Source organism: Nonomuraea sp. NPDC050022, from assembly GCF_044460705.1.
Lineage (GTDB): Bacteria > Actinomycetota > Actinomycetes > Streptosporangiales > Streptosporangiaceae > Nonomuraea.
The window spans coordinates 462,281-485,763 of sequence record NZ_JBITKE010000011.1 but is presented as its reverse complement, the minus strand read 5'-3'; the positions used below and the strand labels follow the sequence as shown (position 1 = coordinate 485,763).

Annotated in this window: 17 protein-coding genes; 9 read left to right on the top strand and 8 right to left on the bottom strand. The window is 69.2% G+C overall.

The genetic code is table 11. The features are described from left to right. The first annotated feature begins 294 nt into the window (after window positions 1–294). The 3 genes from ACIBO2_RS42685 (at window position 295) to ACIBO2_RS42675 (ending at window position 7,337) form a co-directional block, all read left to right on the top strand. Complete coding sequence (locus tag ACIBO2_RS42685) at window positions 295–2,676, top strand: RICIN domain-containing protein (RefSeq protein ID WP_358557609.1); 2,382 nt, start codon at window positions 295–297, stop codon at window positions 2,674–2,676. Window positions 2,677–2,770: 94 nt separating this feature from the next. After that, on the top strand, window positions 2,771–5,584 hold the full coding sequence (locus tag ACIBO2_RS42680) for a PQQ-dependent sugar dehydrogenase (RefSeq protein ID WP_358557611.1): 2,814 nt from the start codon (window positions 2,771–2,773) through the stop codon (window positions 5,582–5,584). A 10-nt stretch (window positions 5,585–5,594) separates the two neighbouring features. Further along, window positions 5,595–7,337, top strand: coding sequence for a ThuA domain-containing protein (locus tag ACIBO2_RS42675; RefSeq protein WP_397304021.1), 1,743 nt, complete (start codon window positions 5,595–5,597; stop codon window positions 7,335–7,337). A gap of 30 nt (window positions 7,338–7,367) precedes the next feature. On the opposite strand, the gene ACIBO2_RS42670 is transcribed toward ACIBO2_RS42675, so the two are convergent. The 7 genes from ACIBO2_RS42670 to ACIBO2_RS42640 form a co-directional block, all read right to left on the bottom strand. After that, window positions 7,368–8,699, bottom strand: a complete 1,332-nt coding sequence (locus tag ACIBO2_RS42670) for a nucleotide pyrophosphatase/phosphodiesterase family protein (protein ID WP_358557617.1) — start codon at window positions 8,697–8,699, stop codon at window positions 7,368–7,370. Then, entirely contained in the window at window positions 8,699–9,811 is a 1,113-nt protein-coding gene (gene eboE, locus ACIBO2_RS42665; RefSeq protein ID WP_358557667.1) for a metabolite traffic protein EboE, read from the bottom strand. Before eboE ends, ACIBO2_RS42670 begins: the two co-directional genes overlap by 1 nt. 2 nt (window positions 9,812–9,813) lie before the next feature. Then, a complete protein-coding gene (locus ACIBO2_RS42660; protein ID WP_358557620.1) occupies window positions 9,814–10,659 on the bottom strand; it encodes a TatD family hydrolase in 846 nt (281 codons plus the stop codon). Then, window positions 10,660–11,166: an EboA domain-containing protein gene (locus ACIBO2_RS42655; RefSeq protein ID WP_358557623.1), complete on the bottom strand. Its 507-nt coding sequence runs from the start codon at window positions 11,164–11,166 to the stop codon at window positions 10,660–10,662. Then, complete coding sequence (locus ACIBO2_RS42650) at window positions 11,111–11,575, bottom strand: sugar phosphate isomerase/epimerase family protein (RefSeq protein ID WP_397304020.1); 465 nt, start codon at window positions 11,573–11,575, stop codon at window positions 11,111–11,113. The genes ACIBO2_RS42655 and ACIBO2_RS42650 overlap by 56 nt, the downstream gene beginning before the upstream one ends. Window positions 11,576–11,843: 268 nt before the next feature. Further along, window positions 11,844–12,689 carry an SCO3242 family prenyltransferase gene (locus ACIBO2_RS42645; RefSeq protein ID WP_358557629.1) on the bottom strand — a complete coding sequence of 282 codons (846 nt, stop codon included), beginning with the start codon at window positions 12,687–12,689 and terminating at the stop codon, window positions 11,844–11,846. Then, on the bottom strand, window positions 12,686–13,819 hold the full coding sequence (locus ACIBO2_RS42640) for an inositol-3-phosphate synthase (RefSeq protein WP_397304019.1): 1,134 nt from the start codon (window positions 13,817–13,819) through the stop codon (window positions 12,686–12,688). Before ACIBO2_RS42640 ends, ACIBO2_RS42645 begins: the two co-directional genes overlap by 4 nt. 258 nt (window positions 13,820–14,077) lie before the next feature. On the opposite strand from ACIBO2_RS42640, the gene ACIBO2_RS42635 reads away from it, so the two are divergent. Genes ACIBO2_RS42635 through ACIBO2_RS42615 form a run of 5 tightly spaced genes read left to right on the top strand, consistent with a single transcriptional unit; the run spans window position 14,078 to window position 19,523 of the window. After that, window positions 14,078–15,508, top strand: coding sequence for a sugar ABC transporter ATP-binding protein (locus ACIBO2_RS42635; protein WP_397304037.1), 1,431 nt, complete (start codon window positions 14,078–14,080; stop codon window positions 15,506–15,508). Then, entirely contained in the window at window positions 15,509–16,522 is a 1,014-nt protein-coding gene (locus ACIBO2_RS42630; RefSeq protein WP_358557635.1) for an ABC transporter permease, read from the top strand. It abuts the gene before it with no gap. Continuing rightward, window positions 16,519–17,469 carry an ABC transporter permease gene (locus ACIBO2_RS42625; protein WP_358557637.1) on the top strand — a complete coding sequence of 317 codons (951 nt, stop codon included), beginning with the start codon at window positions 16,519–16,521 and terminating at the stop codon, window positions 17,467–17,469. The genes ACIBO2_RS42630 and ACIBO2_RS42625 overlap by 4 nt, the downstream gene beginning before the upstream one ends. Beyond that, window positions 17,456–18,652 (top strand): ABC transporter substrate-binding protein, encoded by a 1,197-nt coding sequence (locus ACIBO2_RS42620; protein ID WP_358557640.1) that lies wholly within the window; start codon window positions 17,456–17,458, stop codon window positions 18,650–18,652. The genes ACIBO2_RS42625 and ACIBO2_RS42620 overlap by 14 nt, the downstream gene beginning before the upstream one ends. Window positions 18,653–18,689: 37 nt before the next feature. Continuing rightward, a complete protein-coding gene (locus tag ACIBO2_RS42615; RefSeq protein WP_358557643.1) occupies window positions 18,690–19,523 on the top strand; it encodes a sugar phosphate isomerase/epimerase family protein in 834 nt (277 codons plus the stop codon). Window positions 19,524–19,536: 13 nt separating this feature from the next. On the opposite strand, the gene ACIBO2_RS42610 is transcribed toward ACIBO2_RS42615, so the two are convergent. Further along, window positions 19,537–19,785, bottom strand: coding sequence for a hypothetical protein (locus ACIBO2_RS42610; protein WP_358557646.1), 249 nt, complete (start codon window positions 19,783–19,785; stop codon window positions 19,537–19,539). A 138-nt stretch (window positions 19,786–19,923) separates the two neighbouring features. On the opposite strand from ACIBO2_RS42610, the gene ACIBO2_RS42605 reads away from it, so the two are divergent. Next, entirely contained in the window at window positions 19,924–23,400 is a 3,477-nt protein-coding gene (locus ACIBO2_RS42605; protein WP_397304018.1) for a ThuA domain-containing protein, read from the top strand. The last annotated feature ends 83 nt before the right edge of the window (window positions 23,401–23,483 follow it).

Here is a 23,483-nt window from a genome sequence, read left to right as displayed (position 1 = left end):
GTGGGTTCCTCCCAAGCTCAGAGGTATTGCCGATGAGTACGACACATATGAACGGTTCATACGAGGACGATCGGCGCGGGTAACCGCGATGGCTGGCATTACCGCTGGTAAAGAAGAAATGCGGCTAACTATGGCCAGGCGCTAGGTGTGCAAATGGTGAAATAAGCGGGCTTAAGGTCTTGACGGCTATCGCTACTCACAACGTAATTAGAGGCGAGGACCCTCAGAAGGGTGTCACCTGCCTGAGCAGCAGGGCGTGACCTGGCCACACCCGTACCCCCCAAAGGAACAACTGTGCAGTCACCTTCGCCCGTCACGGCACTGAGACCGGCTCTGATCGGCATCGTCGCCGCGGCGCTGGCCGCGGCCTTCGCCCTCATCGCCCCCGCCACCCCAGCCCTGGCGGCCACCACGACCCTGTACGCGTCACCCGCCGGCACCGGCACCGCCTGCACGTCCGCCCAGCCGTGCTCGCCGGCCGCGGCGCAGGCGGCGGTACGTTCGCTGAACGGCGCGATGTCCGGTGACATCGTCGTGGAACTGGCCGACGGGGTGTACCGGCTCTCCGCGCCGCTCCGGCTGGCCGCCGCCGATTCCGGGAACAACGGCTACTCCGTCAAATGGCAGGCCGCGGCGGGCGCCCATCCCGTCATCAGCGGAGCCAGGGCGGTCACCGGATGGACCGTGGCCGACTCGGGGAAGAACATCTGGCGCGCCGACGTCGGCGCCGGGATCGACACCCGGCAGCTGTACGTCAACGGCGCCCTCGCCACGCGGGCGCGTACGGCCGTGAACCGGTCGGACTTCACCGCGAGCAGCACCGGCCTGAGGTTCGGCAACAGCGCGCTGAACTATCTGAACAACCTGGCCAACCAGAACCGGGTCGAGATGGAGAGCGTGGGCTCGTTCACGGACCGGTATGTGACGGTGCAGAGCATCAGCGGGAACTTCATCACGATGCAGCAGCCCGGCTGGAACAACAACACCTTCGGGTACGACACCTTCACGCAGCCGCACCGGGCGGGTCCGCTGTACCTGGAGAACGCCTACGAGTTCCTGGACGCACCGGGGGAGTGGTACATCAACCCCGGCACCGGCGTCCTGTACTACATCCCGGTTGCCGGGCAGAACATGAGCAATGTCAGCGTCGAGCTGCCGATTCTCCAGTCCCTGGTGAACGTCGGAGGCACCTACGACGCGCCCGCGCACCACATCACGTTCAGCGGGATCACGTTCAGCGGGACGACCTGGCTCGGGCCCAGCGGCAACCAGGGCTACGCGGACCAGCAGACCGGCGCCTACATCGCGGGTAACTGGAACTGGCCCGCCGACAGGCTGACCTCCTGCCAGGAGGGCTGCCAGCAGTTCGAGGCCGCGCGGCCGAACTGGTACCAGATGCCGGCCGCCGTACAGGTGTCCGCGGCCAACAACATCACCTTCACCGACTCCCGGTTCGTCAACCTCGGTCAGACGGCCGTGGGCATCGGCAACGACGCCAACGCGCATGCCAGCGGTGTCGGCCTGGGCGCCGCCGACATCACGGTCACCCGGTCCGAGATCGCCCAGAGCTCGGCCGGCGGCATCGTGGCCGGCGGCGTGCGCGCCGACGCGCACCACCCCGGTGACCAGCGGATGGTCAACCGGAACATCACCGTCAGCAACAACCGCATCCACGACCTCGGCCTGGACCACCGCGGCATCGTCTCGGTCCTGACCACCTACGTCACCGGCACCGACGTGTCGCACAACGAGGTCTACAACCTGCCGTACACCGGCATGTCGATCGGGTACGGCTGGGGCGCCAACGAGCCGGGCGGCAGCAACCAGTACGCCAACCGCGGCCTGTACAACTACCAGCCGCGTTACACCACGCCCACCACCGCGTCCGGCAACAAGCTCATCGGCAACTATGTGCATGACGTCATGCAGCAGATGACCGATGGGGGCTGTATCTACACGCTGTCGTGGAACCCGAACGCGGTGATCAGCGGCAACCACTGCCTCCGGACCAACGGCTGGTTCGGGATCTACTTCGACGAAGGCTCCAAGTACTACACCGTCAACGGCAACGTGCTCTCGAACACCGGCACCTGGGCAACCGCCAACTACTGGGGCGGCGAGAACATGGGGAACTTCACCGTCACCGGCAACTGGTCGACCAACGGCAGCACCAACGTGACCAACGGCGACCGCGGCAATGTGGTGAACAACAACGTCACCGTCGCCAACGGCGCCTGGCCGGCGGGTGCCCAGGCGGTGATGGCGTCCGCCGGTCCCCAGGGTCAGCCTTCGGGGGGCGCGAGTGCGTTCAAGGGTGCGGGGTCGGGGCGGTGCCTGGACGTTAGCGGAGCCTCGCAGGCGAACGGCGCGCAGGCGCAGATCTGGGACTGCAACGGCCAGGCCAACCAGCAGTGGACGGCGACCGCGAGCGGTGAGCTGCGGGTCTACGGCGGCAAGTGCCTGGACGTGAACGGGGCCGGCACCGCGGACGGCACCAGTGTGATCATCTGGGACTGCAACGGACAGAACAACCAGAAATGGCGTCTCAACACCGACGGCACCATCACCGCGGTCGGCGCGAACAAGTGCCTGGACGTCAGCGGCACCGCCAACGGCACCAAGGCGCGCATCTGGACCTGCACCGGCGGCACCAATCAGAAGTGGACCCGCGCCTGACACCGTCCGGCGACGCACCCTCGGCGCCTCACTCTCGGGGACGAGAGGCGGGCCCTCCTTTCGCTCGAACCGATTCGATAGCAGAGGAACGCACATGCACCGACGTCCGTGGCTCACCTTGCTGACCACGATGGCGCTGATCATTCCCGGAGCGCTCGCGCTGAACGCCGCCCCGGCGAACGCCCTCGTGATCGCGGCGGCCGACTACCAGCAGGTGTCTCTCGCCTCGGGAGGTGCCGAGCTGGGTGAGGCGATGTCGCTGGCCGTGATGCCGAACCGGTCGGTGGTGCACACGGCGCGCGACGGCACGGTGCGCGTCACCGATGTCAACGGCAACACGAAGGTGGCCGGCAAGCTCAACGTCTACAGCCACGACGAAGAGGGCCTGCAGGGCGTGGCGGTGGACCCCGACTTCGCGTCCAACCGATACATCTGGCTCTACTACTCGCCGCGGCTGAGCACGCCCAACGGTGATGCGCCGAGCAACGGTACGCAGGCGCAGTTCGACCAGTGGAAGGGCGAGCTGCACGTGTCCCGGTTCGTGCTCAAGCCGGACGACACTCTCGACATGGCCAGCGAGAAGGTGGTCCTGCAGGTCCAGAACGACCGCGGCCTGTGCTGTCACGTGGGCGGGGACCTCGACTTCGACGCCGCCGGAAACCTCTATCTGACCACCGGCGACGACAGCAACCCCTTCGAGTCGAGCGGCTACTCCCCGCTGGACGAGCGGACCGACCGCAACCCGCAGTTCGACGCCCAGCGCTCGGCCGGCAACACCAACGACCTGCGCGGCAAGCTCCTGCGGATCAAGCCGCAGCCCGACGGCACCTACACGATTCCCAGCGGCAACCTGTTCCCGCCGGGGACGGCGAAGACCCGGCCGGAGATCTACGCGATGGGCTTCCGCAACCCGTTCCGGATGAGCGTGGACAAGGCGACCGGCATCGTCTACCTCGGCGACTACGGGCCGGACGCGGGCGTGACCAACGCCAACCGAGGACCGAGCGGGCAGGTGGAGTTCGACCGCATCACCTCTGCGGGCAACTACGGCTGGCCGTACTGCACGGGTACGAACACCACCAGCGAGACCTACAACGAATGGAACTTCGCCACCAACAGCACCGGTCCGAAGTACAACTGCGCGGGCGGCCCGACCAACAACTCCTTCCGTAACACCGGTCTGACCACGCTTCCTCCGGCGAGGCCGGCCTGGATCAGGTACGCGGGGGACGCCGGAAGTCCGCCGGAGTTCGGCTCGGGGTCGGAGTCGCCGATGGGTGGCCCGGTCTACCGTTACGACCCCAACCTGAACTCGGCCGTCAAGTTCCCCCAGACGCTCGACGGGCGGTATTTCGCCGGTGAGTACGGCCGGCGCTGGATCAAGACGATCGAGGTCAAGCCGGACGGCGCCTATGGGGCGATCTCGGCGTTCCCCTGGTCGGGGACGCAGGTGATGGACATGGCCTTCGGCCCCGACGGGGCCCTGTACGTCCTCGACTACGGCGACGGCAACAACAACCAGGCGCTGTATCGCATCGAGTACATCGGCAGTGCCAACCGCAATCCGATCGCCAAGGCGTCCGCCGACAAGACGTCGGGACCGGCTCCGCTGACGGTGGCCTTCTCCTCGGCGGGCAGCTCCGACCCGGAGGGTGGCGCGCTGACGTACTCGTGGAACTTCGGCGACGGCACCACCTCCACGGCGGCGAATCCGAGCAAGACCTACACCACGAACGGCGCCTACACGGCGACGCTCACGGTCCGGGACCCGCAGGGGCTCACCGGCACGGCTAATGTGATCGTGAACGTCGGCAACACCGCGCCGACGGTCATCCTCACCACCCCTGCCGCCGGGCAGCTGTTCTCCTTCGGTGACACCGTGCCCTTCCAGGTCACCGTCACCGACCCGGAGGACGGCACGATCGACTGCGCCGGGGTCACCGTCGCCTACTTCCTCGGCCACGACAGCCACCGCCACCAGATCACCTCCACGACCGGCTGCTCGGGCTCCATCTCCGTACCGGTGGACGGTGAGCATGACGCCGCGGCCAACATCTACGGCGTCTTCGTGGCCTCCTACACCGACAAGGGCGGTCTGACCTCCACCAGCGACCGTACGCTCCAGCCGCGGCACCGGCAGGCCGAGCACTTCGGCGTCCAGCAGGGCGTCCAGACGGCTGACCACGCCACCGCGGAAGGCGGCAAGACGGTCGGCTTCACCGACGACGGCGACTGGATCTCCTTCCAGCCGTACAACCTCGGCAACGCGACAAGGGTCACCGCCCGGGTGTCCTCGGCCGGCGCGGGCGGCCGGATCGAGGTGCGCGCGGGCTCAGCGACGGGCACACTGCTGGGAACGGTGAACGTGGCGAGCACCGGCAGCTGGGACACCTTCGCCGACGTCTCGGCGAACCTCAGCGGCGCGCCGACCGGCACCACCACGCTCTATCTGGTCTTCCGTGGCCCGACCGGACAGGGTTACCTGTTCGACGTGGACGCCTTCACTCTCGACACCGGCACCCCGCCCTCGGGGAGCACGAGTGCCGTGAAGGGTGCGGAGTCTGGCCGGTGCCTGGACGTCAGCGGCACCGCCAACGGCGCGCAGGCGCAGCTGTGGGACTGCAACGGGCAGTCCAACCAGCAGTGGACCTCGACCGCCGCGGGTGAGCTGCGGGCCTCTGGTGGCAAGTGCCTGGATGTGAACGGGGCCGGGACGGCGGACGGCACCGCGGTGATCATCTGGGACTGCAACGGGCAGAACAACCAGAAGTGGCGCCTGAACGCCGACGGCACCGTCACCGCGGTCGGCGCGAACAAGTGCCTGGACGTCAGCGGCACCGCCAACGGCACCAAGGCGCGCATCTGGACCTGTACCGGAGGAACCAACCAGCGCTGGACCCGCGTCTGAAAGGACACCCATGCTGCGACCCCTCATCCCCGCCGCGCTCCGGCGCGTCGCGGGGAGCGACCGAAAGACATCTGTGCTGCGACGCCTGTCAATGGCGGTGGTGGCGATCACCGCCGCCGCGACGGTAATCCCCGCGATCCCCGCCCAGGCCGCCGCCTTCAAGGTGCTGGTGTTCTCCAAGACGGCCGCGTTCCGGCACGACTCGATCCCCAACGGGATCCAGGCCATCCGCGACCTGGGCGCCGCCAACGACTTCGCCGTCGACGCCACCGAGGACGCGAACGCCTTCACCACGGCCAACCTGGCCCAGTACAAGGCGGTGGTGTTCCTCAGCACCACCGGTGATGTGCTGAACGACAACCAGCAGGCCGCCTTCCAGACGTACGTGGACGGCGGTGGCGGTTACCTGGGGGTGCATTCGGCCGCCGACACCGAGTACAACTGGCCGTACTACGGGCAGCTGATGGGGGCCTGGTTCAACAACCATCCGGCCATCCAGCAGGCCACCGTGCGGACCGAGGACCGGGCGAACGCCGCGACCGCCCACCTGGGGGCGACCTGGTCACGTACCGACGAGTGGTACAACTACCGCACCAACCCCCGCCCGAACGTCCGGGTGTTGCAGAGCCTGGACGAGGGCAGCTACAGCGGCGGCGGCATGGGCGATCACCCGATCACCTGGTGCCACCCCCAGTCCTCCGGCCGCGCCTTCTACACCGGCCTTGGTCACACCAAGGAGTCGTACGCCGATCCGAACTTCCGCACGCTGCTGCTCGGCGGAATCCGGTACGCGGCCAAGGCCACCAACGCCGACTGCCGCCCGGAGACCGGGTACACGACGTTGTACAACGGCTCGACGACGGGCTGGTCGCAGGCCGGGCCGGGGTCGTTCGCCAACAGCGACGCCACGCTGACCTCCCAGGGCGGCATGGGCATGCTGTGGTACAACGCCAAGGAGTTCCGCTCCTACTCCGTCAAGCTCGACTGGAAGATGACCGGCGACTCCAACTCCGGCGTCGTCGTCGGTTTCCCGGCCACCAGTGACCCCGACGCGGCGCTCAACACCGGATATGAGGTGCAGATCGACGCGACCGACACCCCGGACAAGACGACCGGGGCGATCTACGGGTTCAAGTCCGCCGACCTCGCCGCCCGCGACGCGGCGCTGAACCCGCCGGGTCAGTGGAACACCTATGAGCTGCTGGTAGAGGGTGAGCGGCTGCAGGTGTTCCTGAACGGCACCAAAATCAATGATTTCACCAACACCGATCCGGTCCGCTCGCTCCAGCAGGGCTACATCGGCATCCAGAACCACGGGTCCGGCGACGTGGTGTCGTTCCGCAACATCCGCGTCAAGGAACTGACCAGCACACCGGGCGGCTCGGGCACCCTCAAGGGTGTGGGGTCCGGCCGGTGCCTGGACGTCAGCGGCACCGCCAACGGCGCGCAGGCGCAGCTATGGGACTGCAACGGGCAGTCCAACCAGCAGTGGACCTCGACCGCCGCGGGTGAGCTGCGGGCCTCTGGTGGCAAGTGCCTGGATGTGAACGGTGCCGGGACGGCGGACGGCACCGCGGTGATCATCTGGGACTGCAACGGGCAGAACAACCAGAAGTGGCGCCTGAACGCCGACGGCACCGTCACCGCGGTCGGTGCGAACAAGTGCCTGGACGTCAGCGGCACCGCCAACGGCACCAAGGCGCGCATCTGGACCTGTACCGGAGGAACCAACCAGCGCTGGACCCGCGGCTGAGGCCGATAGGGCGGCCCGGGGTGTCCGCGGTCAGCGGCTTCCCCGGGCCAGGCCGGCCAGGAGGTCCTTGACCTCGGTCGCCTCGTAGGAGTCACGGTCGAACGGGCCGATGATCAGCGGGCCGTCGTCGGGGAGGTCGGGCAGCCGGCCGTGACTGCCCCGCACCGGCGCCGGGTCGAGCGGCACCACCCGCATCGTGTACCGGAAGCCCAGCTTCTTCCTGGCCAGCGCCGCCGCCGCGCGGAGCTTGACGAACGGATCACTCGGGTCCATGAACAGCTCGGCGGGGTCGTAGCCGGGTTTGCGGTGGATGTCCACGAGCCTGGCGAAATCCGGGGCGCGGTCGTCGGAGAGCCAGTAATAGTAGGTGAACCAGGCGTCGGGTTCCGCCACCGCGACGAGCTCGCCGGCGCGTTCGTGGTCGAGCCCGTATTTCGCCTTCCCCGCCTGGTCGAGCACCTCGTCCACGCCGGGCAGCTCGGCGATGACGGCGCGGGTGCGGTCGAGGTCGGCCGGGTCGCGCACATAAACGTGGGCCACCTGATGGTCGGCGACGGCGAAGGCCCGGGACGTCCACGGGTCGAGGTACTCCATCCCGGCCTGGGTGTGGACCTCCAGAAGACCCGCGGTGCGCAGCGCCCGGTTGATGTCCACCGGGCGCGACGCCGGGGTGATGCCGTACTCCGAGAGCACGACCACCTCGGCGTTCTCGGCGAGGAGCGGAGCCAGCGCGGCGTCGACCGCGCGGGCCGCCGCCACCGCCTCGGGGCCGGCGGGACCGTACCGCTGGAGGTCGTAGTCGAGGTGAGGCACGTAGACCAGCAGCAGATCGGGCCGTTCGCGGGCCAGGATGCGGCGGGCCGCGGCGATGATCCATTCGGAGGAGGCGATCCCCGCGTTGGGGCCCCAGTAGGTGAACAGGGGGAACGGCCCCAGCGCGGCCTCGAGGTCGTCGTGGAGCGAGGGCGGGCGGGTGTAGCAGTCGGGCGACTTGCGGCCGTCGGCGTGGTAGACGGGCCGCGGGGTGACGAGCAGGTCGGCCGGCGCGCCCATCGCATACCACCAGCAGACGTTGGCGGTGCGCAGGCCGGGCGCGGCGGTCCACAGCTGGTCGCCCTGGATGAGCGCGTTGTGCTGGCGCCACAGCAGCACCTCGCCGAGATCCCGGAAGTACCACCCGTTGCCGACGATGCCGTGGTCGCGGGGCATCGAACCGGTCAGCAGGGTGGCCTGCATCGAACAGGTGACGGCCGGGAGCACGGGCCGCAGCGCGGCCGCCGCGCCCGCCTTCGCCACGTTCGGCATGTGCGCGAGCAGGCGCGGGGTCAGCCCGACGACATTGATCACGATCAGCGGCGCCATCACGTCTCCTTCAGCCCGAGGGCGGCGAGCTGCCCCCGCATCCAGTCGAGCTCGGCGGCGATGCCTTCCGCGACGTCGGCCGGCGCGCCGGGAAGCACGTTCCACGTGTAGGTCTCCACCTCGACGTGCCTGGTCAGCGGCCGTTCTCCGCCGAGGAGCACGTTCAGCAGGTCACGCAAGTAGGGGGCGCTGGTGGCGAGCGGAGGGGGCGGCGCGTCGTGCAGCGGGACGTGGAAGTGCACGCGCCAGCTCTCGTCCGCGGGCAGAGCACCGGCCAGGGCCTCGCCCAGGTCGTCGGCGTATCCGGTGGCGGAGCGGGTCTGGTGGAGGAAACGGGGCTCGTCGAACGCGGCCAGCGCCGGCTGCGCCCCCGGCGGGGCCACCAAGGCGCACGACGCCTGGAGCTTCACGATGGGCAGCCCGGTGCGGGCGCCCGCGCCGGGTTCCTCGAAGCCCACGGCCATGTGGCAGGCGTCCAGGCAGAGGCCGAGGTGGTCATGATCCACCTCGCTCAGCAGGGCGGTCGCCTGGGGCGTCGTCTCGACGATGCAGCCGGGCTCCGGCTCGAAGCCCAGCCGGATGACCTTGCCGGTACGGCCGGCCAGCGCGCGCAGGCCCTGGGCGACCGCGTCGAGATTGGCCGTGACCGCCGCCGCTTTCTCTCTCGTCCACCCCGTCCGCCAGGCGAGGGGGAGGGTCGAGATCGTGCCCTCGGTGACGTCGTCCGGCAGCAGCGCGGCGAGGATCTCGGCGAGCCCGAGCGTGTAGCGCAACCGCTCCGCGTCGGCCCAGTCGGGGGTGTAGACACGGTACTTCACGATCTCGTCGTGGAAGCCGCGGTAGGGGAACCCGTTGAGGGTCACGACCTCCAGCCCGAGCGCGGTCAGCCGCTCGCGCAGCCCGGCGAGTTCCTCGGGCCGGGCGAGGAGGTCCGCGGCGGCGTACTGGGACAGCCACAGCCCGAGCCCGAGCCTTTCTACGCCGAGCAGGCGCCTGACCCGCGCGGCGACGCCGGACAGCTGAGCGTGGATGCCGGGGAGATCCTCGGCGGCGTGGACGTTGGTGCAATAGGACAGGTGCACCGTCGAGCCGTCCGGATGGCGCAGCCGCATGGTCACCCCCGCCTGATCGTGTTGCCGGCGTGGTCGGGGCCGGCTTCCGAGCCGGTCTCGAGGTCGAGGCGGCCGCTCTGCCCGTAGAAGGCGACCGGATTGCGCCACAGCACCCGGTCCACGTCGTCCCCGCCGAAGCCGGCCGCGAGCATGACATCGGCCACCTCGCGCGTCTTGAGCGGGTCGCTCCGTCCCCAGTCGGCGGCCGAGTTCACCAGAATCCTGTCCGTGCCGTACTCCTTGAGCAGGGCCACCATCCGGTCCGGGTCCATCTTGGTGTCGGGGTAGATCGAGAACCCCATCCAGCAGCCCGCGTCCGCGACCATGCCGGCGGTCATCTCGTTGAGGTGGTCGATGAGCACCCGTTCGGGGGGTACCCCGGCGTCCCGTACCACATGGAGGCTCCGGCGGGTGCCCGCGGCCTTGTCCCGATGCGGAGTGTGCACGAGCACCGGAAGGTCATTCTCCTGCGCCAGGGCGAGCTGGGCCTCGAAGGCCCGTTCCTCTTCCGCCGTCATCGAGTCGTAGCCGATCTCGCCGACCGCGACGACGGAGTCCTTCAGCAGGTATCGCGGCAACTCGGCCAGCACCCCCGCGCACCGCTGATCGTTGGCCTCCTTGGGGTTGAGCGCGAGCGCGCAGTGGTGGTGGATGCCGTACTGCGCGGCGCGGTACGGCTCCCAGCCGAGCAGCGCGTCGAAGTAGTCGAGGAAGCTGCCCACGTTGGTACGGGGCTGCCCCAGCCAGAAGGCGGGTTCGACGACGGCGCGGACTCCCGCGGCGTGCATGCGCTGGTAGTCGTCGGTGGTCCGGGAGGTCATGTGGATGTGGGGGTCGAAGATGCGCATTCAGCTCCTCTCCAGGATGTCGCTCGGGACGGGCCGACCGGCCGCCCGCAGCTCCGCCGCGTAGTCCGACAGCATCCGGGCCAGTTCGGCGTCGAAGCGGCGGTCCAGCTCGGCCACCGCCGCCAGCGGGATCGACATGAAGACGCACTTGAGCACCCCCTGCCGGAAGGAGTGGTCGTCCAGCCACGCCGAGCCGTACGGGCCGAGGGCCGCGGCGACCAGTCGCGCGTCATTGGTGCGCAGCGCGTCCTCCACCAGCCCGACCGCCGTCCCTCCCAGGTCGAGCTCGTGCAGAGCGGTCAGGATCGCCAGTCGCTCGCCGCTGTCGCCGGCCTCGTACAGGCTGCGGATCACCGCGTGGTCGCCGTGCAGCGCGCCGAGCAGCGCGCGCCGGGCGCCAGGGCCGCCCCGCCGTTCGGCCTGCGGGAAGAGCCGGTGGATCGCGTACGGGTCAGCCTCGACCTGCCGGACGGCCTGTGCCGGCCATTCCTGTGCCGGCTCGTTCATGTGCCCTCCTCAAGAAGTCGATCGAGCGGCGGGCGACCTGCGGGGCCGCATGGCTGTGCCGGGCCAGCTCCACCGCCACCAGACCCGAGTAGCCGCGCAGAGCGGCGAGCACCGGCACGAAGTCGATCTCACCCTCGCCGAATTCCAGGTGCTCGTGAACTCCCCGGCGCATGTCCTCGATCTGCACGTGCACGGTGTACGGCAGCGCCCGGCGGACACAGGTGTCCAGGTCCTCCCGCTCCACGCAGTGGCAGTGCCCGATGTCGAGGGTGAGACCGAACCGGGTATGGGCGCCGAGCATCGTACGCAGCCGCTCGAACCCGTCCAGGTCGGCGACGAGCATCCCGGGTTCGGGTTCGAACCCCAGCGTGACGCCCACCTGGTCGCCTCGTCGAGCAGTCGTGCGCACTGGCGAACCAGCCGCGTGTACGCCTCCGCCTCCGGCATGCCGTCGGGCCGGACCCCGCTCCACAGATGCACCACGGGAGCGCCCAGGTCGGCGGCGACCCGCATCGCCGTGGTCAGGAACTCCACTCTGCGCTCGGCGTCGTCGCTGATGAGGGTCGGATGGAGTTTGCGCAGGGGATCGAGGGTGTAACGCCCGCCCGTCTCGACGACGGCATCGAGGCCCAGGCGTTCGAGGAGTCCGGCGAAGCCGTTGGTGCAGTAGGCCCACTTCACGATGTCGCCAGCCGGGATGAGAGCCACGTGCCCAGGGGAAGCGAACACAGCAGCGCGCCCGCCGCGGTGAACCGCCCGCCACCGGCGACCGCCGCCGCCTGGAGCGGTATCAGGCCGAGGATGCTGAGGCGGACGGCCTGCCGGACGTTCTCGGGGTCGGGACGGGCCCGTAACCCGGCCTGGACCGGGAGGGTGAAGGCGAGATAGCCGGCGATGAGGACGCCCGCTCCGGCCCGCGCGGCGGCTTGGTTGCGCACGCAGGAGGCGGCCGCGAGCCCGGCCGCAGCGGTGCTGGCCACGAGCGCGCGCTCGGCGATCCCGCGTGCCGCCCCCGTGACCTCGGTCCGGCCCAGGACGCTGATCCCGTAGGTGTGCGCACCTATCGCCAGCGCCATCGGCACGGCGGCTCTGACCTGCTCGCCCGCGCCCAGCAGCACGTCGAGCACGCGGCAGGCCGCCATCGAGGCCGGTCCCGCCGCCGTTCGTTTGAGGCCCAGGTCGTAGGCCCACACCGCGCCGGCCAGCAGACCGGCGACGGTGAGAGCGCGCCGGCCGCCGGCGACGGCGGCGGTGGCCAGGCCCGCGCAGGTCAGGGCGGCCGCGAGCCCGAGCGCGGCGCCCGGGCGGACCCGGCCTGACGGGATCGGGCGCTCAGGACGTTCGACGGCGTCCGCTTCACGGTCCGCCCAGTCGTTGAGCGCCATTCCCGACCAGTACATGAGCACCGACGCCAGGGCCAGGCCGGGTGCCGGACGCCGGCCGGCGGCGGCGGCCCCCGCCATGGTGTCCCCCGGCACCGACAGTGCGGCCGGTGCGCGGACCAGCTCGAGCAGCGCCCTCATGACAGCTCCTCGGCGAAGGCGCGCAGCCGGGCGTACTGGGCGGCCAGGGCGTGCTCGTCCGTCCCCAGCGGGCTCTTGAAGAAGTAGCCGAGCTCGGGCAGGACGCCGTGCCGCCCTTTCTCGTGCGCACGGGCGACCAGCCGGGCCAGGTCCAGGACGAGCGGAGCGGCCAGCGCCGAATCGCAGCCCTGCCAGGTGAACTGCAGCGTCATCCGCACGCCCAGAAAGCCGTCGAAGCTTACGTGGTCCCAGGCGGTCTTCCATTCTCCGAGATCCGGGACGTAGTCGATGTGCGTCTCACCCTCGACGGGTTCCCCCAGGACCTTCGCGACAACCTGGTCCTTGGACAGCTGCTTGCTGGACCTGGCGGCCGGATCGGCGAGTGTCGCCCCGTCGCCGCCGCCGAGCAGGTTGAGCCCGGACCAGGAGCGGATCCGAAGTGCCCGGTCGGCGAACATGGGTGCCAGGGCGCTCTTGACCAGGGTTTCGCCGGTCTTGCCGTCGCGTCCCGCGTACGGCACGCCCCGCCGGGCGGCGAGTTCCGCCAGGGCGGGCAGGGTCGGCCCGGTGGAGGGGGTGAACTCCACATAGCCGCACCCGGCGTGGAAGGCGGCATAGGCGTACAGCGAACTCGGCGGCAGGACGGCGTCCCCCGCGGCGAGCCGCTCCTCGAGGTCGGCCAGCCTCTTGAACTCCGGGCGCGAATCCACCGGGGGCTCGGTCGACGACACGTTGACGACGACCACCCGGGCCAGCCCGTGCCGGGCCCGGAAGCCGGCGATGTCGTCGATCAGTCGGGTCGCGGCCCGGCCGCCGTCGCCGGGGACGTAACCCGGCCGGATCTCGGCGTCGGCGGCGTCCAGATCGGACGCGAGCAGCCCAGGGAGGTCCGGTGATATGACCCCTGCTCTGCCCAGCTGTTCGGCGCGCTTGCGCAAGGAGGTCTCGGTGATGTCATGGCCGCCGAAGGCCAGGCCGGTCAGCGGAACCAGGTGCCCGGGAAAGCCGGGGGACTCGCTCACGCATCCTTGCGGGGTCGTCGCTCCCGCCCTGATGGCCGCCGCGCCCACGATGGCAGTGGTCGCCACGGATCCCCGTGCCCCGATAAGCCACACACCGAGCTTGTCCATGAAAGCTCCATCGTGTCGGGCCTAGCCCCGGATGCGGTAGGCATCCGATATGTAAGTATCTCCGATAGTAAGATCTACTTTTGTCGATGGTCAAGCATAAGCAGGCTTATCACTGTCTTATCGTGCGCCGCTTACGGGAATCACCGCTCATACAGGTGTGGGCCTTGCTTGACCGTCGATATAAGCCCGCTTAGCATCCCGCAGGATGAGAAATATAAGCCCGAAACTTGTCGATAGCCGGTGGGCCGCGTGCTGAGCATGCGCGGCATCGGCAAGAGCTTCCTGGGCGTGCGGGTGCTGTCCGGAGTGGACCTGGACGTGATGGCCGGTGAGGTCCACGCCGTCGTCGGCGAGAACGGCGCCGGCAAGTCCACCCTGATGAAGATCATCTGCGGGATTCACCCGCCGGACGAGGGCACGATCGAGATCGACGGTCGCCCCGTCTCCTTCGGCCATCCGCTCGAGGCGCAGCGCTCCGGCATCGCGATCATCCACCAGGAGTTCAACCTGCTGCCCGAGCGCACCGTCGCCGAGAACGTCTTCCTCGGGCGTGAGCCCGTCAGGCGCGGCCTGGTCGACCGGACCGCCATGGAGACGGCGACCGCGCGGCTCCTCGACGAGCTGGGTGAGGACCCCTTCGGCCCCCGCGACGCGGTCAAGCGCCTGTCGGTGGCACAGCAGCAGATCGTCGAGATCGTCAAGGCGTTGTCGGTGAAGGCCCGGCTCCTCGTCATGGACGAGCCCAGCGCGGCGCTCGCCGAGCACGAGGTCGAGCTGCTCTACCGGCTGATCGGGCGGCTGAGGGAACGCGGCGTCGCCGTCGTGTACATCTCCCACCGATTACGCGAGGTGTTCGATCTCGCCGACCGGATCACCGTCCTCAAGGACGGCTCGCGCGTCACCACGTGCCCGATCGGCGAGGTGACCCCTGACGAGCTGATCCGCCTGATGGTGGGGCGCGACCTCGGCACCTGCTTCCCGCCTCGCTCGGCGGGCGCCGGCGAGGTGCGGCTCAGCCTGCGCGCAGCGGGCAACCTCAAGCTCCGCGACATCGATCTGGAACTGCGTGCCGGGGAGATCGTCGGCATCGCGGGCCTGCAGGGATCCGGCAGATCGGAACTCGCCAAAGCGATCTTCGGCGCGGAGCCGTTCACCACGGGCGAGATGACCCCGTCGCGCCCGCGCTCGGTCAGGGAAGGCGTGGCCATGGGCATCGGGCTGGTGACCGAGGACCGCAAGGCCGAAGGGCTCGCATTGCGCCAGTCAGTGCGCGACAACGCCCTGCTCGTCGCCCGCGCGGTCGGCGCCAGGCACCGCAACGGCCTGCGCGACCTGCTCCAACGGGTACGCCTCTCGCCTGCGCGCCAGGAGCAGGAGGTCCGCTACCTGTCCGGAGGCAATCAGCAGAAGGTTGTGCTCGCCAAATGGATGACGATGGCGCCGCGGGTGCTGCTCTTCGACGAACCGACCCGGGGCGTCGACGTCGGGGCCAAGGCCGCGATCCACGAGCTGATGCGCGAACTGGCGAATGACGGCATGGCCATCATGATGATCTCTTCCGAGCTGCCCGAGCTCATCGGCATGAGCGATCGCGTCGTCGTCCTGCGCGACGGCCGCATCGCGGGCACGTTGCCGGCCGGGGCCTCCGAGGAGGCCATCATGCGCCTGGCCGCCGGAGAGGTGGCCTGAATGAACCTGCTCGTGCGCGGCCGCCGTCCCGCCCGCCGCGGCGAGGCGCACGGCGGCCTGGCGGCGCGATTGCGCGAACCCACGCAGGTGGTGTTCCTCGCGCTGCTCGGCCTGGTCGCGGTCGGCTGGGCCCTCGTCGCGCTCGATGGCGACCAGTTCCTCACCATGGAGAGCGTCGTCGGGATCCAGCAGCGTTCGGCGGCCCTCGGCATCGTGGCGATCGGGCAGACGCTGGCGATCCTCGGCGGGTCGCTCGACCTGTCCGTGGCGTACCTGATCAGCCTGGCCTCGCTGGTCGCGGCGGAGATCATGGCGGGCCAGGACGGGAAAGTCGTGCCCGCGGTCGCCGCGGTGCTGGCCATCAGCGCGCTGGTGGGTCTGGTGAACGGGCTGGTCATCACCGGGCTCCGGGTTCACGCCTTCATCGCCACGCTCGGCGTCGCCCTGATCATCAAGGGCATCGTGGACCACCTGTACGACGGCCCGGCGGGCAAGGTGCCCGAGTCGTTCCAGCTCCTCGGCTACTCCCGCATCGGGCCGATCCCCGTCTCCGCCATGCTCTGGGCCAGCGTGGCCGTCGTGGCCTGGTTCCTGCTGAGCAGGACCCGGCTGGGATACCGGATCTACGCGGTGGGCGGGAACGAGGAGGTCGCCCGGCTGTCGGGGATCCGTACGGGCCGCGTCATCGTGATCATCCACGTGCTCTGCTCGGTCTGCGCCGGCATCGCGGGCCTGCTGCTGGCCGCCAGGCTCGGGGCGGGGGCGCCCACAGTCGGCACGGACGGGGGCTACGACCTGGAGTCCATCGCCGCGGTCGTGCTCGGCGGGACCGCGCTGGCCGGAGGCAAGGGCGGGGTCGCGGGAACCGTGGGCGGGGTCCTGTTGCTGGCCGTCCTGGACACCATCTTCAACCAGCTCGAGATCAACTCCTTCGGCAAGGACGTGGTCCGCGGCGTGGTCATCGTCATCGCGGTGGCCGTCTACGCCCGGCGCGGGGCAAGGCGGCCGGCATGAGGCGGGCACTTCCCATCCTCGCGGTCCTCATGGTGCTGCTGGTCGCGATCGCGGTCGTCAACCCCTTCTTCCTGGAGCCCGCCGGGTTCCTGGCGTTCCTCAAACGGGCCGCGCCGCTGGTGATCCTCGCCGCGGGACAGTATTTCGTCATCGTCTCCGGCGAGTTCGACCTGTCGGTCGGCTCGCTGGTGACGGCCGAAGTGGTGATCGCCGCGCGGCTCATCGACGGCGACGAGTCCGCCACCGGGCCTGTCCTCGCCCTGCTGATCGTCGTCGGGCTCTTCGTCGGACTGGTCAACGGCGTGGTCACCACCAAGCTGCGAGTGCCGTCGTTCATCGTGACGCTCGGCATGCTGCTCGTCCTCAGCGGGGCGGTCTTCCTCTGGACCGGCGGCGCGCCGCGTGGCGCGCTGTCGCAGGGCTTTCGGATGTTCGGCCGCGGCGGCCTCGGGCCACTGCCGTGGTCGGTGCTGATCCTGCTGGCCGTGGGTGCGGTGGCGATCTGGCTCATGCGTGCCGATTTCGGCAAGACCCTCATCGCCACCGGCGACAACGTGCGTGCCGCGGCACTGTCCGGGGTCCGGGTCGACCGGGCCAAGATCTTCGCCTTCATGCTCTCCGGTCTGGCCGCGGCCGTCGCCGCGATCCTGCTCGGCGGCTTCGCCGGCGTCTCGGCCCAGGCGGGCCAGGGACTGGAGTTCTCGGCCATCACCGCGGTCGTGCTCGGCGGCGTGGTGCTCGGCGGCGGCCGCGGCTCCGTGCTCGCCGCCATGGCCGGTGCCTTCACGCTGGAGGCGTTGTTCACCCTGCTCAACCTGTACGGAATCTCGGGGGCGCTGGAGTTCACCGTGCAGGGCGTCATCATCATCGCCGCGGTCGCGGCGGGAGCCATCCGACTTCCCCGGAAGTTCACCCCCCGAAGAGGAGACGCACATGCCGCGTCATAAGGCCGCGGTCGCCGCGGCCACCGCGCTCGTCCTCGCCGGCTGCACCACCGACAAGCCGGTGGCCACCACACAACCCGCGGCGCCGGCCGCGAGCGCTCAGGGTTCGGGCACGGGCGCGCAGTCGAAGTTCTTCGTACAGGCGGACTTCGACGCTCAGCTGGCGATGCGCTCCCAGACGCCGCAGGGCCCCACGGACAAGCCCTGGGAGCAGGTCATCGCCCCGAAGATGGTCGACACGGCGAAGTACAAGAAGGACGGGCCGTACCACCTGTGCTTCTCCAACGCCGCGGTCAACAACCCCTGGCGCCAGGTCGGCTGGAAGACGATGCAGGCAGAGGCCGGCCTGCACAAGGAGATCGAGAAGTTCACGGCCCTCGACGCCGAGGGCAAGGACGACAAGCAGATCTCCGACATCGCCGAGCTGCAGGCCAAGGACTGCGACGCGCTGATCGTCTCGCCGAACACCACGGCCACGCTCACCCCCGCCGTGACGGCCGCCTGCGCGAAGGTGCCCGTCATCGTGTTCGACCGGGGCGTGCAGACGGACTGCCCGGTGACGTTCATCAAGCCCATCGGCGGCTACGCCTTCGGCGCCGACGCCGCCGAATTCCTGGTCGAGAAGGTGCCGGCGGGTGGGAAGGTGCTGGCGCTGCGCATCCTGCCCGGCGTGGACGTGCTGGAGACCCGCTGGTCGGCGGCGAAGGTGGTCTTCGACAAGAGCCGGCTCCAGGTGGTGGGGGTGGAGTTCACCGACGGCGACGCCGCCAAGACCAAGAGCATCGTCAGTGACTACATCCAGCGGCACGGCAAGATCGACGGCGTCTGGATGGACTCCGGCGCCACGGCGGTGGCGGCGATCGAGGCGTTCGAGGACGCGGGCGTGCCGGTGCCGCCGATCAACGGCGAGGACCAGCAGGACTTCCTGCAGAAGTGGAAGGATGCCGGCCTCACCGCCGTGGCGCCCACGTACCCGACCTACCAGTGGCGCACCCCGCTCATCGCCGCGCTGAAGATCCTCAAGGGCGAGGAAGTGCCCAAGATGTGGAACCTGCCACAGCCGGAGGTCACCAGCGAGAACCTGTCGACCTACCTCAAGCCCAACATGCCGCCGCTGCACTACGCGCTGTGCGGTTGTGAGGACCTGCCCGGGTTCCCGGAGGCCTGGGGCGGGAAGAAGAGCTGATCGGCTCCTTCCGCGAACCGACGACGAAGAGGGACGCATGTTCTCCATCGGAGTGAACACCTGGGTCTGGGTCTCCCCGCTGACCGACGACGACCTGGCGCGGCTCGCGCCCCGCATCGCCGGGTGGGGCTTCGACGTCATCGAGCTGCCCGTCGAGCAACCCGGCGAGTGGAACCCGGACAAGGCCGCGGCGGTGCTGGCCGAGCACGGGCTGGCCGCGTCCGTGGTGCTCGTCATGCCGCCGGGGCGCGAGCTCGTGGCCGCCTCCCCGGAGACCGTCCGCGACACTCAGGACTATCTGCGGCACTGCGTCGACGTAGCGGTGACCGTCGGCTCTCCGGTGATCGGGGGGCCGGCGTACGCCTCGGTCGGCCGTACGTGGCGGCTGTCACCGGACGAGCGCCGGCAGGTCTACGCCGAGTTGCGTGAGCGGCTGCGGCCCGTCCTGGACCACGCGGCCGAGCACGGGGTGAGGCTCGCGGTCGAGCCGCTCAACCGGTACGAGACCAGCCTCATCAACACCGTCGAGCAGGCCCTCGACGCGCTGCCCGAGGACTGCCACCTGGCGCTCGACACCTACCACATGAACATCGAGGAGAAAGACCCCGCCCAGGCGGTGCGGTCCGCGGCGGATCGGATCGCGCACGTGCAGGTGTGCGGCACCGATCGCGGCACGCCGGGTGCCGACCGCTTCGACTGGCCCGGCTTCACCGGGGCCCTGCACGACGTCGGCTATCAAGGGCCGCTCGTCATCGAGTCGTTCACCGCCTACAACCAGACCATCGCCACCGCGGCCGCCATCTGGCGGCCCCTCGCGCAAAGCCAGGACGCGCTCGCCGTGGACGGCCTTGCCTACCTGCGCACCCTCTGATCAAGACAGCGACTCATTTGGCGAACCGGCGGCAGCCGGCCTTGAAAGTTTCATACTTATTCAATGACCTTCCCTTGCCCAATTGGGTGTCGGTGGGACAGCGCGGCATCGGCGGTACCGCCTGCACCTGCAGATTTCCGATAAAGGCAGTGAGGCCCTGGCCGAGTGGAAGCGGAAAGGTGGTCCTGGATTCGCTGACCGGATAAGCATGCTTGACACGTACGTTGGCCCGGCCTATTTTCATTTCGAATCGATTCGACACCTTGTCGCATGGTCAGGCCCCGCCGCCCGGATCGATGGGTGGGCCGCTGCTGAAGACGACCGGCATCGGCCGAGACGACGCATGCCTTCCCACCCTTCAGCTCCGCCCGTTGCCGGTAACCCCCCCAGGAGATCCTTCATGCGAACATCACGCCTGCTTTCCGCCCTCGCCGCAGCCTTATTAGGGGTGTGGCTGTCCGCGGTGCCGCTGGTGGCGCACGCGGCCGCTCCGCAGTTCAGGGTGCTGCTGTTCAGCAAGACCGCGAGCGGCGCCTATCGGCATGACTCCATCCCCGCCGGTATCGCGATGTTCCAGCAGATGGCGGCCGACAACAACTTCCAGCTCGACCAGAGCGAGGACTCCGCCGTCTTCACGGCCGCGACCCTGAACACCTACGACGCGGTGATCATGTTGCAGACCAGCGGCATGGTGTGGGACAACGACGCCCAGCGTCAGGCCTTCCAGGCGTACGTGCGCGGCGGCCACGGCGTCGTCGCGATCCACAACGCCACCGATATGAACATCGAGGCGCAGTTTCCCTGGTGGGACCAGGTCGCCCTGGCCGGCGCGCACATGACCGCGCATTCGGCGATCCTGCAGGGCACCGCCAAGGTGGCCGACAAGGTTCACCCTTCCACGAAAGGGCTGCCGGATCGGTGGGTGCGCTCGGAGGAGTGGTACAACTTCGACAAGAACCTGCGGGGCTCGGTGCACGTGCTGGTGAGCGCGGACGAGACCACCTATGACGCGGGGCCGAACAAGATGGGGGCCGATCACCCGATCTCCTGGTGCCACAACCCGGAGGGCGGCCGGGTGTGGGCCACCGCGATGGGTCACCAGGCGTCCTCCTATTCGGAGCCGCTGTTCAAGCAGCACCTGCTGGGTGGGGTGAAGTGGGCGGCGGGTGCGGCGCCGGGTGACTGCGGCGGCACCGTCGCGGCCCGGTTCCAGAAGGTGACCCTCGACGGCGCACCGGACCAGCCGATGGAACTCGACGTGGCCGGCGACGGCAGGGTCTTCTACATGTCGCGCTCGGGCAAGGTGAATCTGATCCCCGCCAATGGCGGGGGCACGCGCGTCATCGCCACCCTGCCGGTGTACGACGGCGGCGAGGACGGTGGCATCGGGCTGGCGCTGGATCCGGACTTCGCCACCAACGGCTGGATCTACGTCAACTATTCGCCGTCCAATGGCGGTGAGGTGAACCGGGTGTCGAGGTTCACCTTCAACGGCACCAGCCTCGACCTGGCGAGTGAGAAGAAGATCATCGAGGTTCCGGCGTACCGCAACGTCGACGAGCCCGGCCACACCGGCGGCTACCTCGCGTTCGGGCCGGGCGGGAACCTGTACATCGGCCCGGGTGACGACACCAATCCCAACGGGTCCAGCGGCTACGCCCCGATCGACGAGCGGTCGGGCCGGGAGCATTACGACGCCCAGCGGTCCGCGGCCAACACCAACGACCTGCGCGGCAAGATCCTGCGCATCCACCCCGAGCCCGGCGGCACCTACACGATTCCGTCCGGCAACCTGTTCCCGTCCGGCACCGCCAAGACGCGGCCGGAGATCTACGCGATGGGCTTCCGCAACCCGTTCCGCTTCTCGGTCGACAAGGTGACGGGCTGGATCTCGCTGGGCGACTACGGCCCCGACGCCGGCGCCGCGAACCCCAGTCGCGGTCCCGAGGGCACCGTCGAGTGGAACCTGATCAAGCAGCCGGGCTTCTACGGCTGGCCGTACTGCGTCGGCAACAACATCCCGTTCAACGACTACAACTTCGCCACCAACACCTCCGGCGCGAAGTTCAACTGCTCGGCGCCCGTCAACGACTCGCCCAACAACACTGGGCTGACCAATCTGCCCGCGGCCAAGCCCGCGACAGTCTGGTACAACTACCACGCCTCGGCCGAGTTCCCCGAGATCGACTGCTGCGGCGGTGCCGCCCCGATGGGTGGCCCCTTCTACCGCTACGACCCGGCCAGTGGCTCTGACCGCAAGTTCCCCGAGTATTTCGACGGCACGCCGTTCCTCTATGAATGGAGCCGAAACGTCGTCAAGGAGTTCCGGCTGGACTCCTCGGGCAACCTCCTGAAGATCAACCCCTTCGTGGCACAGCTCGCCCCGCATGCGCCGATCGACATGAAGTTCGGTCCGGACGGCGCCCTGTACATGGCCGACTGGGGCAACGGATTCGGCCACACGAACACCGATGACAGCGTCTACCGGGTCGACTACGTCGCCGGAAACCGCGTGCCCCTGGCCAAGGCGAGCGCCAACCCCGACTCGGGCGCGGCGCCGCTGACGGTGGCGTTCTCCTCGGCCGGCTCATCCGACCCCGACGGCGACGCGATCACCTACGCGTGGGACTTCGGCGACGGCGGGACCTCCACCAGCGCCAACCCGTCCCACACCTACAGCGCCAACGGGACCTACACCGTCAAGCTGACCGTACGGGACTCCGGCGGGAAGACGGGCAGCGTCACGTTGCCCATCGTCGTCGGCAACAGCCGTCCCAAGGTCGTCTTCTCGGCTCCGCCCGACGGCGGGTTCATCGACTTCGGCGACAAGGTGACCTACACGGTGAACGTCACCGACCCCGAGGACGGCGCCGTCGACTGCGCCAAGGTCAACGTGATCACGGCGCTCGGCCATGACCAGCACGCCCACGACACCGGCCAGTACACCGGTTGCTCCGGGACGGTCACGACCACCGCGTCCGGCCATGACGAGGCCGCCAACGTCTACTACGTCCTGTCCGCCGACTACACCGACAAGGGCGGTCTGAAGGGCAGCGCCGGCATCACCCTGCAGCCCAAGCACAAGCAGGCCGAGCACTTCACCGGCTCGTCCGGAATCCGGATCGTCGACGAGCCCGGAGCCGAAGGCGGCAGGCGCATCGGCGACATCTCCAACAACGACTGGACTTCCTTCAGCCCGATCAACTTGTCCGGGATCGACACGGTGTCCTTCCGCGTCTCGGCGCCGTCCAACACCGGGGCGTCCATCGAACTGCACGCCGACTCGCCGACCGGGGCTCTCATCGCCTCCAGCCCCGTGCCTGCGACCGGGGGATGGAACACCTACGTGTCCCTGCCCGCGGTGCCGATCACCGATCCCGGTGGCACCCACAATGTCTACGTCGTCTTCAAGGCGCCGTCCGCGAACTCGTTCGACATGGACTCGTTCACCCTCAACGGCAGGGGCGTCGGGCAGGGCGACGGCTCGCCCCCGGGCAGCACGAGCGCGCTGCGGGGTCTGGGGTCGAACCGGTGCCTCAACGGAGCCTCATCGACGAACGGCGCGCAGGTGCAGATCTGGGACTGCGACGGGCAGACCGGCCAGCAGTGGACCTCGACCGCCGCGGGTGAGCTGCGGGTGTACGGCGGCAAGTGCCTGGATGTGAACGGGGCCGGGACGGCGGACGGCACCGCGGCGATCATCTGGGACTGCAACGGGCAGAACAACCAGAAGTGGCGCCTCAACGCCGACGGCACCATCACGGCGGTGGGGGCGAACAAGTGCCTGGACGTCTCCGGGAACGGCACCGCCAACGGCACCAAGGTGCAGATCTGGGCGTGCAACGGCCAGAACAACCAGAAGTGGACCCGCGTCTGAACGCCATGTGACGTCCAAACCGCTGGAGCCGGCCCGCTCTCTCGCGGCGGCTCCAGCGGTTTGGACGGCGGGGGCAATGGTTC